11 protein-coding genes are annotated in these 12,555 nt (G+C 34.4%); 4 read left to right on the top strand and 7 right to left on the bottom strand.

From position 1 onward, the window contains the following. Positions 1-13 precede the first annotated feature (13 nt). On the top strand, positions 14-565 hold the full coding sequence (locus AAHF05_RS17315; RefSeq protein WP_129324935.1) for a lipoprotein: 552 nt from the start codon (positions 14-16) through the stop codon (positions 563-565). Between the two features lie 9 nt (positions 566-574). Further along, on the top strand, positions 575-850 hold the full coding sequence (locus AAHF05_RS17310; protein WP_129324936.1) for a hypothetical protein: 276 nt from the start codon (positions 575-577) through the stop codon (positions 848-850). Between the two features lie 121 nt (positions 851-971). On the opposite strand, the gene AAHF05_RS17305 is transcribed toward AAHF05_RS17310, so the two are convergent. Further along, positions 972-2,816, bottom strand: coding sequence for a nuclease-related domain-containing protein (locus AAHF05_RS17305; RefSeq protein ID WP_332617086.1), 1,845 nt, complete (start codon positions 2,814-2,816; stop codon positions 972-974). Between the two features lie 711 nt (positions 2,817-3,527). Here AAHF05_RS17305 and AAHF05_RS17300 point away from each other — a divergent pair. Next, complete coding sequence (locus tag AAHF05_RS17300; RefSeq protein ID WP_129325493.1) at positions 3,528-4,511, top strand: hypothetical protein; 984 nt, start codon at positions 3,528-3,530, stop codon at positions 4,509-4,511. Positions 4,512-4,694: 183 nt separating this feature from the next. On the opposite strand, the gene mobQ is transcribed toward AAHF05_RS17300, so the two are convergent. Beyond that, the gene (gene mobQ, locus AAHF05_RS17295; RefSeq protein WP_332617084.1) at positions 4,695-6,155 is read right to left on the bottom strand and encodes a MobQ family relaxase; all 1,461 of its coding nucleotides are present in this window, start codon (positions 6,153-6,155) and stop codon (positions 4,695-4,697) included. A gap of 820 nt (positions 6,156-6,975) precedes the next feature. On the opposite strand from mobQ, the gene AAHF05_RS17290 reads away from it, so the two are divergent. After that, positions 6,976-7,287, top strand: a complete 312-nt coding sequence (locus AAHF05_RS17290; protein WP_129325495.1) for a conjugal transfer protein TraD — start codon at positions 6,976-6,978, stop codon at positions 7,285-7,287. Positions 7,288-7,650: 363 nt separating this feature from the next. On the opposite strand, the gene AAHF05_RS17285 is transcribed toward AAHF05_RS17290, so the two are convergent. The 5 genes from AAHF05_RS17285 to AAHF05_RS17265 all read right to left on the bottom strand — a co-directional run bounded on the left by AAHF05_RS17285 (position 7,651) and on the right by AAHF05_RS17265 (position 12,554). Beyond that, on the bottom strand, positions 7,651-8,184 hold the full coding sequence (locus tag AAHF05_RS17285; RefSeq protein WP_064798425.1) for a hypothetical protein: 534 nt from the start codon (positions 8,182-8,184) through the stop codon (positions 7,651-7,653). Next, a complete protein-coding gene (locus AAHF05_RS17280) occupies positions 8,181-9,032 on the bottom strand; it encodes a ParA family protein (protein ID WP_050121906.1) in 852 nt (283 codons plus the stop codon). Before AAHF05_RS17280 ends, AAHF05_RS17285 begins: the two co-directional genes overlap by 4 nt. Positions 9,033-9,416: 384 nt before the next feature. After that, positions 9,417-10,436 (bottom strand): hypothetical protein, encoded by a 1,020-nt coding sequence (locus tag AAHF05_RS17275; RefSeq protein WP_374936391.1) that lies wholly within the window; start codon positions 10,434-10,436, stop codon positions 9,417-9,419. Between the two features lie 170 nt (positions 10,437-10,606). Beyond that, entirely contained in the window at positions 10,607-11,536 is a 930-nt protein-coding gene (locus AAHF05_RS17270) for a hypothetical protein (protein ID WP_064798423.1), read from the bottom strand. Positions 11,537-11,540: 4 nt separating this feature from the next. Beyond that, positions 11,541-12,554, bottom strand: a complete 1,014-nt coding sequence (locus AAHF05_RS17265) for a hypothetical protein (protein WP_129325472.1) — start codon at positions 12,552-12,554, stop codon at positions 11,541-11,543. Position 12,555 lies beyond the last annotated feature (1 nt).

Genomic DNA, 12,555 nt, shown 5'->3' with positions numbered 1-12,555 from the left:
CCGGGATAACACTATGCGTAAATTTTTACTCGTGGCAGGTCTTGCTGCTCTTTTATCGGGATGCGGTGAAAAAGGCGATTTTGAGAAAGCGATCAACGCAAAAATATCACAATCAAAGCTGTGCTACTCACTGCAGGACAACGACATTGTGTTCAATAAAGGTTTCCCCATCCGGGTTAATCACGGCTATCGTTCTGCTGGATACAGTGCCAGTGATGAAATCCTGAATGGTCTTGTTGAACAAGGGCTGCTCACTGTTTCACAGCAGTCTAACGGCTTTAGCAGTGTTGATGTTCTGGAAGTAACAGACAAAGGCCAAGAGGTTGAGTTTTGGGATCGCAAAGATGGTGCCTGTGTGGGGCACAGTACCGTCGATAAGATTACAGAATGGACAGAAGCCGGTGAAGATGGAATGAAGATTGTTCGCGTATCTTATCGGTGGAAGCTGGCTGACGTTCCTTCGTGGCTGGACAAAAGCGCGTTCGCTGGTGTGAAAGGGATGAACGAACCTGTTGAAAGTGTCATAGCTCTTGTTAAAACTAGCAATGGCTGGAAAGCGAACTAAGGGGCTATCATGGAAAACAATACCATCAAGTGTCCATTCTGCCTAAAAGAGAGCCAAAGAGGTGTGCATGTCTGCATTGGCTGCATGGCAACTGTTTTATATGGAACATATCCGGTCTGGTATGCGTTTGTAGTTATTCTGCTGGGTTTTGGATTGTCTGCTTTGATTGGTATATCATCAGGTATAGCAGGGGCGACTATCAGTCTACCGATAATTGGTGTTATGGGGTTTATTGTCGGGAAGGTTATATTTTCTGATAATGTTGTGTTCAGGCGAAACATGTAGTTCAAATACTGCCTGTGATCTTAACCACGCCTTATCAAACAGACGTGGTTTTTTTCTTGAAGAACCTCAGCTGAAACTTCAATTCTTACGGAGGATTAATGATGATTTAATCTGGACCAACTTATTCAATATCCATAGATGTAGAAATTATTCCATCTTTTGTATTAATAACAAACAGATGGTGTTTGCTTTTTATTTTTCTTATTGTTTCTTCTTGATTAGAAACTAACTCGAGATTCTTAATGAAGTCCTCAGCGGAAAATTTTCTTTTACTATGATGGCTTAACGCCCATAATAATGACTCCTTACTTATTATATATGTGTTGTCTTTCTTTTTGAAATTAATAGGAAGGCAGTTTACAACAATAGTGATAATTTTGTTTTTATCGAAATGATTATTTAACTTCTCTTCAATTTCACTTTTTAAAATGCAAGCTCCCTCTCTAAGCCTACTTACTTGTATAACAGAGTTGTCTATCATTTTTTTTATTCTATATGCTTTTGTCATGTCACTAAATGAGACAAATGTATTTTTACACTCAATTATAAATAGTGTGTTCTCATGGCAGAATAAAGCATCATATTCGTATTCCTCTATTTTATTATTTATTTTTATTTTGGAATGATACTGCGAGCAGTTAAGACCTTTTTTATTCAATGATTCTCGAATGAATCTTTCAAAACCCTCACCTTTTATAGATAAATCAGCATTAATGCTTCCTAAATTAGATATGAGTGCGTTTACTGGGTCTAATAATTCCGTTATAGCCTTGAACATATAAATAAAGCCATCTTTGGATTGTATAAATGGAGTGTCAAATAAATCTTTACTATTTGATGAAAAGCTTAACTTATCAATTATTCGCTCTGATTTTTCTAAACTTTCAACTCCAATTTCCATAAGTTCCTGTGCTAAAAAAATTTTAGATATTTTAAAAAAAATAGTTTTATTGTGGTTCTGTATGATATTCAATGCAACTATATATCCGAGGCACCATTCTCTCAGCGTCAATCCGTGAAATAAAAAGGAATCGTTATCAATGTCTAAAAATAAGATATCCTGAATTTGCTCTTTTAATTTTAGATATATATTATTAGTTTTGTAATTTCTTTTGCTTTTTTTGAAATTATAATTATGAATTGTGTCATAATAAAGATATTCATTTTTAGGACATGGTATATCATATAGGTTCATTTCTAAAAATATTGGGCTATTCATTACTACTTGGTTGAATTTTATTTTTTTATGTATTTTTTTTATTGAATTTGAAACATCGTCCTCAAAATAAAATGATCTTCTAAAGTAAAAATCACTTACACACCAAGTATTGGTATGTGTAATGTATTCACTAAAATCTGTTATTGTATCATCGTCATATAAAAGACTGGTGTGGTCGATAGATGTACTTTCATCTATAGAAATTATTTTACTTTTTTTGTCGCTGAAAAAATATTTTAAGCTGGCACATATACATGATGAATAATGCTGGATAAGCATATCATAGTTAATTTGTGCTTTTATTTTATTTTCATAAATAATACTAACGAGATGTTCTTTTTTTATTTTTTTGCTTTTTGCGAGTTCGTCTCTCAATAAATTTAGTTGAGCGTTGGAAATGTGTAAAAAATCCATCGGAGTATATTTAGCGGTTTGTTTGCCAAAAGGCGACGTAAGGAGGTATTTTAATATTTTCCCTCGAACTTCAACTTCAATACTGACCAAGTCGGAAAGGTATTTTAAATAGTTATACGTTTGATGAAAAGATAATCCTTTGAAAAAAATAGCTGATTGAGCTAAGTGCTGTACACTCTCTGGCGTAGTGAATTGTCGTTCTTTATCACGAACAAGATTTTTTATTAAAATCAAGACTTTTTCTTCACCAGCAGCTTTAATTGATTCTATATTTACATCTGTGATGTTAAATGTATGAAAAAAATTTTTAATTATTACTTCTACATTATTCACATTCTACTCCAGTTTATAATCTTGCTGATATTTCATCAGCGATGGATGTTTAATTATGCCACATCTGTCCTGAGAATACGAAATTAATATTAGCATGAGTTTTTTTGTTAAAATATCTACAGCTGTTATACATTCCTTAATGTAGAGATGCTCTTAAAAATAGGTTAGTAGTTTTAATTTATTAACGAAATTGGCATTACGATATCTTAGTAGTAAAAATACAATGAGAACAATGCTACTAAATAACTTTGCGTGCTGTTAGATAACTTGACGAGGAATGACTATTTATCTGCAAAGGAATCTAGCAGGTAAATGTTCAAAAATCGTATCGGACTGCTCATTTCATGCAGATGATTCATCTGGTAATGACCGTTACCGATTTTGCCAAAATGTTCTGTGCCGCTCGCAGTGTAAATGGTTTACTTCATATAGCATTTAAGGACTGAAAGGCTTCTGAGCTGGTCACTCTTCCCGTAGTCCTTTCGCCGATATATTTCATCTCTACAATCATCATGATCTGACTAAAGTGGAGTGGTAATGCGCAAAGTTTTTTGAGACGAAGTTAACATGCTAATATCTAATAAAATAATTGTAAAAATTATACTTCTTAGTTAATCTGTTCTAACAGCATTTGAAAAAATGCATCATAAACCTTTTATAGAGGTGGTTTTGATACTTTACAAGTTTATTTAGTAAAGCAAAGGGGGAAATATGAATGGTGCTCAGGGAATTAAAAATATTCAAATACATGCAACCACAAGATATCCAGTTGTATCTGCTTATGAATTTGAGTTTTTAAAAAATGAAGAGGTAGTCCAAAAGCTACTAGAGCCTTGTACTATATATTTTATAATTCAACGTCCTCTATTATATATGAACAACTTTTCTTCTGAAAATGGATGGATTTCTTTTGAAATATCTGATGATACTGACGCAAAGCCGCTATCGTGCACTTTTAATCCATCAGATAATGGTCTTTGCTCTCCAGATGAAGAGTTAATAATTGAGGCTTCTTTTTATAAAAAAACAGCTGATACTGAGCAGCCATTTAACACAATGGCCGGCTTTAAGCTATTTACACTTGATAACGAATTTTTAGGATGGTTTAGTTCGCAGGTATTCCTTTATAATTTCTTGTCTGGGAAATTCAAAGCAAGTGTTACTGGTGATATAGCACCATATCTAGAATATACAGTTCATTATATCGGGAAAGCTTTTTCGCAAGATATATGGAAAAGACTCACTGGTCACCACAAAATGCAAAAAATATTAACAATTGAAGACTCTCTCAATACAAAAGCTCTCAAGGCTCCTTTTGAAATATCTCTATTAATGCTTGATATCGATGGGTATGATGAACAAAATATTTTCCCAGTGTTTGATTTCGCAGTTCCTGATGATTTGGAAGCTATAGTCTATAACTTCGATTATGATGAAAGTAATACCTCGTTTGAAGATTACTACGCACCAAAGTTATTACCAAAAGCTCCTGAGTTAACAACTGAAATAGAGGCTTTTTTGGTAAATAAATTTAAGCCAAGCTACAATGATGTTTTGTTTATTAATTATCCACATATAAAAGATGGCACTAGGGATGCGGGTTATACGTGTTGTTCACTGGTAATTGATAATCTGCCAGCAATATTGAAAACAACTACTCATACTCAACACATAATTCTGCCAAAAAATTCGTAGCCACTTGCTGAATACGGGCTTTGCAAACGTGTACTGGTCCCGCGACATGCATGTTTGCTCCTTGCCAAAAACAGACTGTAAGCTCTGGCTTGAGAAAAAACACTTCATGCTTGTTTGATACATCTAAATTGAAATTCCAGTTTGTGAAGTCAACAGCCAGAGTTATCTGTTTCTATTAAATGCTTATGGCTTTAATGATAGATGTTTTCTGCTTATTATCGGTACGGGTGTCGAGGAAGGGTCATAATCCGGTTCGTCATCTACTTTATGCTGTTCCTCTTTAGTACGATGTGGAAAGCGTCTGACCTCATCTGGTGCTGGACTATAAGTGCCATTGTTAAATCTGGTACGCCTTTCATACTCAGCGCGTGACACATAGATGCCTTGAATCTCATCAAAAACATAGTTGTCAGCAATACGCTTATCGTGTTCCGCATCAACAGGAATTGGCTTCTTCTTATACCAGATGAATTTCTCTTTGAATAAACAGACCATATAGGTGGTTAAACGCTTAAACAGACCATTTTGATGCGGTTTAACCTGTTTTCTGCTGTGCATAGGAGCGCGGTTCATCGCTCTGGTTTTTTTGGAAGAGGAGATTTTCAGTTTAGTGGATTTATTTGGTTCAGGAGCAACCAGAACAGGAGTTCCTTCTCCTCTCATACCAACTTTAGTGGCCTTATTGGGAGCGCGGTAGGATTTTACGGCTGGTTTTCTGCTTGTGGTAGGGGACACAATCGACTGATGTTTTTCTCTTGTAGAGAAGTCAGGGATAACGATTTCTTCGGGTTTTGGAAGAACAGATATCGTAAAGCTTCTGACATTAACGACGATTTCAAGGTCAAGCTCACTGAATGTTTTGTAGACTTCAACGGCTTCTTGCTTGGCAGCATCACAAACAGCCTGTTCTGCGGCTCTTTGTTCTTGAGCAGCTTTACTGCGCCATCTGGCACTATGGATACGTTTCATTGCAGGGCGGTTTGTTTCAGCGGCTTTAGCAAGCCATAGCGCTTGTTCTTCATTGTCCAGAGCAGCCGCCGCTTTTTCTAAAGCCTCTTCGTGCTGGGCCTGAAGGGAACGATGATCAATACGTTCTGGCGAACCAGCAGCAGCGAGGTAGCTGTTAGCCATTGATGCCCATGACTCACGCCAGAGCACAGACATTTTTCTGTCGTTCCAGCTTCTTTCTTTTTTACCAAAACCTTCCGGGCCTATGGTTTTTAATGTCAACATAACGTGAGCATGAGGATTATCACTATCGAGATCGTGGAAAGCAATATCGGCAATCATGCCTTTATCAACGAAATTTTTCTGACAATACTCAAGGACAAGTCTTTTCTTGTCGTCATTGTTTAACTCAGCAGGTATGGCAACATCGAAATAACGGGCTGTTTGACCGTTGTTCTGGCGCTCAACCCTCTCAACTTCATTCCATAATGCTGTAGAGTCTTTTACGATATGTTCTGGAGCATTAACAGGAGCTAATATGAAATGTCCGCACAAATCGGTACGGCGGCTATAATCATACGTATCACCTGTTCTTTCATCTGTTATACGTGTACGGGCATGATAGGCAGCTTTCGCAACGGAAGATCTGCCCTCACTTCGTTTCACAATTTTAAAATCCAGATGAAAAATAGCCATACAATAAAAACAACCTCAATATAAATTTAAATATCAAACCAAAATATAAATCTCCAATACGACTCAGCTGGTTTTAGTTTTTCGTAAGAAAAACTGTGTTGTTGACGTTGACCTTGGTTTTGCTTTTAGCCTGCGGCAGCAACCGTCGGTAGACCCCACACACTGCGTAGCAGTGTATAGGTGGGCATTGCTTTATTTTTATATCTCCTAAAGGAGCTAAAAATAACGACAATGTGAAAAGTTTTTCCATACTTAAATAATAACGCTAGTTTTAAAGTCTGTGAAATTAATGAGGATGAAATCGGATAAACGGTTGAAGTAGAGTAATAATATTCGGTGTTTTGGTTTTAGAGAGCGCCCGTAAGGGCAAAGGTAGTTAAATTAGTCTCCCGCCGTAAGGCGGGAAAGCGGGAATTAGATGGAGTTGTGAAAATAATAGATACTTTTATGTGTTGCACAATTCACAGGTTAAGGCCAGAAATCAGAAACTAAAAACAATAAATGAAATTATTTTCATTGATTTGATAAAATAAGTAACGGGGAGAGTGTCAGGTATTTAACGTTAGTAGTTGTACTCGTCTGTGTTGCATAATTTTATTTTGAGCTTACTGATATCTCATTTTTAAAACCAAAACACTATTTTTCGGGATGAATCCCATCATTAACAGGGCAAGCCTGTTCAGCTACTGATTGTCTGAAACAATCATCTCGCGCTGCGTAATTCAATCTGGAATGCAAAGCATTCAAACTTCTGCCTATGGTTTGACCTTTTCTTTTTTTAATTGTATTTCATGTTTTTACACTAAAAGGAAAAGTAATTATGAATATAGATGATAAAAAGAGAGAGCCAAGAACAGAAAAAACAATTAAGCAAAAAATAGCATCAGCGCAGATGCGTTTGAATCGTCTCAAGACCAAAGAGAAATCGTTATCCAAGAGTGCTGAAACACGCCTGAAGATCATCCTTGGTGCTGAAGTAGCTAAAGCTGTGGGCTGTAAAGTAGAAGAGGTGGATAAGGAGTTGATATTAGGACTGATATTACAATCATCGAATATTAGCATTGAAGATAAAGCAAAATTAAAATTACGAGGAAAAAGATATCTTGAGGATATGGTTGGGAGGCAGAAATGAAGTGCCTATAGCCATGAGGAACCTATATATAATTTGATGCGTTAGCTTGACATATATAATCTTATGATTTATTTAAATGGTAGGTATTTTATCCTATGTTGATGTTCCGAGCGCCCCAATAAGCTGTGAGCCGATCGATCCAGAGTGAATAGGATAGAAATATAAATGCTATTATCTATCTCTGGCTCTTTTATAGGAAACAGCGACGGGGAAAGGAGTGTCAGCTAATAGCAGCCTTTTAAAATGCTCTCTGTCAGATAGCGGGGTAGGTTATGGAGTAGTCTGAGATTATAATTTTATTCGAAATTTTAATGAGATAAAAATGGCATCTTAAGGATGCCATTTCGGCAATCATTTTCAATTCTAATTATTATGCTCTTTCTTCATTATAAAATTAGCTAGGAGTTGATAGTCATCATTGCTTTCCTTTACATCATTTGAAGCTATTGCATTTGTTACAATGCTTATTAGTTCATCGTGAGGAAGTTTTACCAAATGGTTCATTAAAGAGGAAATTGTATCTTTCCTCGTTTTTCTTATTTTGAAATCTTTGGTAATGGCCTCACCAAATCGTCGAAATTCCTCATTAGAGGATAAAACTTCATTGTTTCTTAACATTAGATCCAATTTTGATAAGGTTTTAAATTTCTCAGGGTCTTTATTTTTTATATTTCTAACAGAGTATGACAAAGCAATCTTATTGATGTCATGGTTAATTTTCTTTGGAGTGTGACGAATTGGTGATAAATTATCTTTTCCTGAAAGATATTTAAGCAAATCCGCACCTTTACCATACGTGTTTAAGAGATCAACAGCTGATTGGATCTCTGTTTCAGTGTAATCTTCGAGTATTTTAGCAATACTCAATGCCAGTGAAATTATATTTTTTTTACTCATTTTAGTCCAATGACCTCCAAAAACCTGTTACCTACTTCATTGAATTCATCTTTAACATAATGATGAGCATAATCGGTTAAGAAAATCGGCGTTCCCTGACGTGAACCTGTTGGATAAGAATCTGAGTGATGGGCAACTTCATCAAATACAGCCCAGCCTAGTTGTTTTGCAAGTTTTTTAACATCAGATTTTGATGATTTTTGTTCAGGAGGTGGATTACTTCTTCTCGCATCATTGAATATAATTCCAGCCATTTCAAGAGATTGATTTTGATGCATTAAACTAAATTCTTGCAACGATCTCCCTAACAAGGGAAGACCGATGGTAGCTAAAAATTCTGGCTTAACTGGTACAACAACGTATCGACTTGAACGATATGCTGCATTTGTTAGAATGGACTCTGTAGGAGCACAGTCTATTAGTATTAAATCGTAATTATCACTTACTTGAGATAAAAACTGTGGCAATAAATGTGCTTTCTCTGTAGGGTTTTTAAGTGTCCATGCCAATTCAAGACGGGAAGGTATTAGATCAAGTAGGCTTCCATCATTCCAGCGATGTAACCGATGTATAACTTCTTTCGGTTCTAGAGCTGATGGCGCACCCTTTGTCTGTTTAGGCGCAGAAAATTGTTCAAAAATATCCACAACGGTAAGTTTATCAGAATTTAAATATTCCAGATACTTTTGAGCGCCCATAAAATATTGACTTAAATTAGATTGTGGATCTAAATCAATCGCTAATACTCTAAGATTTGCTTGCCATGCTGAAAACCAAGCCAAATTGAAGGTAAGAGTAGTTTTCCCAACACCACCTTTCATATTTATCAATGATACTGCAACAGTCATATTTTTTCTCCATTATTATTTATCTTATAAATCTTAAATATAGTTTATAAACCTTTTCACCTGATAAGTTTATGGCTATATAAATGATGAAAATAGCATATCACAACGAATAATAGACATTAGTTTTAATAACATATAATTATATAAAGGTGGTTTTTAATCACCAATATGAATTAATGCTTGATTCTTTTGAAAAAATATACTCGTGATCATTGAAATTTCATTCATACTCGACAACCAAAATAATCACATTACTAGTATTTATTATTTTACGTGGGGTAATGTTTGGCCCTGTAGCATATATGAAGTATGAGTGCCACCGTGTATCTTTTTTAAATTAATTTTGTATATCAACAGGGTGGACTCATCTCCTAATATCATAGTTTAACTTGCATCATTATCTATAACAGTTTTACTATTCTTCGCACTTCTTTCCGAAAGAATCTCATTGTATTTGAGTTCTATTAGATCTTTTAAGGAGAAATCAATTCTTTGCGATACGGTTTTCTTTGCATCCGGGTTAATGTTGTTATCCATTGTGACTCTTGAACAAAAGAAAATAAACTCACTTTCTTCATGGATATCGCTTTTTTTGCTGGGGGTACTAAATGAAAAAACAATTTTACATCTTCCCGAATTCTGCCCAAATGAAAAAGGATATTCAATTTCCATCTTCAAAATATGTATGTGTTTGTAATATTTCTCATCAGAGATCAGGAATATATCATTGAGTCGGTCACCATCAATTTTTATTCTTTTTACGGTTTTATTCATCCACGAAATCTGCGGGTCATTTGGTATTTTGGGGCCATTTTGATCCAAATTTATTTCGATGTTATCAACTGTTCCAAGAGATAAGTTTGGTTTTTTCCCTGCTGTTAACCTTTTGAAAAACCTCACTCTCTCTTCGTTATCGAATGCTCCGAAAGTAATGATGTTTGGGTGCTCAGATTTTACAATATTTAAGTCATGTAATTTTTTTGATATTTCAGTTGCTATTTTTTTATTTATTTTTTCTGTTTCTTTAGATGAGTGAGTTGTTAGGAGATCCAATTTTAACTGATTTCCCGAACGTTCAATAATAATCTCACCAGAGAAGTCCAGATCTCTTTCTATCCAATCTTTGCTATAGTCTTTTCTGTTAACCTTGTAGCTGATCTTAATTCTGTTGTTGTCTTCAATAACAACATCTGGAAAATCTACAAAGTTAATGCTATCGACGTCTGAAATTAATAAGTTACTATTTAATTGCTCGTCAAATAATCCTTTGAGAGGAGAAACCCAATCTAAATTATCTGCTGTAAGTTCATGAGACAGCGTTTTTTTCTTTGGTATAGATTCTCTATTTATACTGGATTCAATTAAATTTGAAAACTCATCAGGTTTAAGAATGGTTGATGCCAAAAGCGGAACTGTGATCGATTTATCGGACTCTCCAATAAAAATTCCTTTGCTTTTTAATGTATTATGAATCTCGCCATAGGAAATATGTTCACTATTTTAAAGAACCCTTAATTCATTACCAGAAAGTATTGTGGATCTTATATCGAATTTCGTGTCCATATAAAAAATCCTTATTCTAAGAAACTTAACATCGAACGGTTGAATGAGAATGGAATGATTTCTTCCTCCCTGTTTGAGAAATGCATTCTTGCTATTTTTGCTTCTTGCTCATGTTTTGTCGGGTTGTAATCTGGCATGCCAATTCTTATTTCTTGAACTAAGCCACTAGAAAATTGCAGTGAATAAGCAATTAACTTTTTGTAAGAATCAAGAGAGAAGGATTGATTGGCGTAGAAAATGAGACTAATTGCGTTTCCATCATTTATAGTAAACGGTATTACTTCAGATGCAATTAGTTCCAATGGTAGACTGTTTCCACTCCGATTCTCTTCGACCAAAATAGCTGAACCTATTTTAGGGTAAAAAAAACTAATTTTCTTGTCACTGAATCGATTTTTTATATCATCTACTATTTTTAAAAGAAATGAAGCTCTGGCATTATCAATTAAATACATAGGGTATTTAATGTTTTGTTCAACACGGATTGTAGATAATATAGAAATAATATCGCATTCTATATTTTCTTTGTCATTGTGAAGCCAAATAATCAAACCTATATTAACTTTGTTTTTTCTGGAGTTATTAGCTATGTTTAAAGCTTTTAGCTCAGGGCTATGTCTTGCGCAGTCGATTGTTTCTTGTAGTTCTTTTATGTAATTTTTAAATTTTGATTTTAATGTACCTTCGGCAGGATATTTTTTGATATTATTTTTAACAGAGATGTGAACTATGTTAGTCGTTTCGTCATGAAATGGATTGTGGTAAATATAAATTTGGTCTTCACCATGTGTCGAACGTTGCTTTCCTTTTTCGGACAGATGTTCGGGGGTATTGCATTTTATAGACACATTATGCAAAGACATTAACCACCCAATGCTGGATAAAATATTAGTGGTTAGTTTTTCCCCGATCTCGCCTGATTTTTTAGAGTCTTCACCCATTTTATTATTCCTTTATGGTGATATCGATTATGGCCTGAATTTTGTTATCTACTTTTGTAACTGAAACATTGTCAATATGATGATTTTTATCTGTTATTAATAAACTGATTCCATCATCAATTTTAGTTTTGTTTGATATTTTTTTTGCCACAGGTAATAAATCTTTTGACTCAATGATTATATCATCAGATAATTCAAAACCGAATTTCTCACTAACTCTGGTGAGAACTGTATCAACATCTTCGCTATTAAGGTGTTTTTTTGCTATATCTTTTATATCTTTTAAAGAAATCTCATCTGAGCTTTGTATCTTTCTATCCAATTCATCATTGATATTTAATAATGTTGATGTTTCTTTAATTTTAGTTGAGATAGATTTCAGTATCTCTCCACCTGCTCTAAGACACGATGCTTTGGTTTTTACTGGAACAGCTTTTAGAAATGAATCCAACCAATATTTAGTTTTTTGTCCTAAATTGTCAATAGCAAATATAACGTTTGTAGTTGATAGGATTAATGCTCCTTTTTGAATTTTAGTCAAAGAAATCCCCGATTTTTCTAAAGGCTGGAATACTCCATTATTATCCTGAATATCAAGGTAATCATCTTTGTTTTCTATTCTTAATGTTGCTATACCATAAGATAAGCTGTCTTTCAATTTAATGTCTGAAAAAAGGATGACAATGAAATCCCCTCCCGATATATTTGGATGAGTTGATGCACTATATAAATGTTTCGCAATATTTATTGATTGGTCTTTAAATGTTTTTGGGTTGTTAAAAATACGAGAGGAAAATTGATGCATTTCATTGAGAGTAATATCTGATTCATGATAAAATTGAAAGCAAGAGTTGGTTTTCGATAAGGGTAAAAGATAATGTTTTAATAATAAATCATTTAGATTTTCATTTATATTAGCCTCTTTATCTGAGAATCGAAAACCTTCTTCCCGTATTTTATTACCTACTTGGTGAATAATTATTTTTTCTATTTTGGCGGAACTAATATCGATCATCATA

The sequence above is a fragment of the Enterobacter adelaidei genome (assembly GCF_041937165.1).
Taxonomy (GTDB): Bacteria; Pseudomonadota; Gammaproteobacteria; order Enterobacterales; family Enterobacteriaceae; genus Enterobacter; species Enterobacter adelaidei.
The sequence above is the reverse complement of the archived record's forward strand: the minus strand, read 5'-3'. Positions and strand labels throughout refer to the sequence as shown.

Bases quoted from the DNA above. Each gene is read 5' to 3' on its own strand.
- AAHF05_RS17280 (WP_050121906.1), bottom strand. From the start codon at position 9,032: ATGACTGTTGCAGTATCATTGATAAATATGAAAGGTGGTGTTGGGAAA.
- AAHF05_RS17310 (WP_129324936.1), top strand. From the start codon at position 575: ATGGAAAACAATACCATCAAGTGTCCATTCTGCCTAAAAGAGAGCCAA.
- mobQ (WP_332617084.1), bottom strand. From the start codon at position 6,155: ATGGCTATTTTTCATCTGGATTTTAAAATTGTGAAACGAAGTGAGGGC.
- AAHF05_RS17290 (WP_129325495.1), top strand. From the start codon at position 6,976: ATGAATATAGATGATAAAAAGAGAGAGCCAAGAACAGAAAAAACAATT.
- AAHF05_RS17265 (WP_129325472.1), bottom strand. From the start codon at position 12,554: ATGATGATCGATATTAGTTCCGCCAAAATAGAAAAAATAATTATTCAC.
- AAHF05_RS17315 (WP_129324935.1), top strand. From the start codon at position 14: ATGCGTAAATTTTTACTCGTGGCAGGTCTTGCTGCTCTTTTATCGGGA.
- AAHF05_RS17285 (WP_064798425.1), bottom strand. From the start codon at position 8,184: ATGAGTAAAAAAAATATAATTTCACTGGCATTGAGTATTGCTAAAATA.
- AAHF05_RS17300 (WP_129325493.1), top strand. From the start codon at position 3,528: ATGAATGGTGCTCAGGGAATTAAAAATATTCAAATACATGCAACCACA.
- AAHF05_RS17270 (WP_064798423.1), bottom strand. From the start codon at position 11,536: ATGGGTGAAGACTCTAAAAAATCAGGCGAGATCGGGGAAAAACTAACC.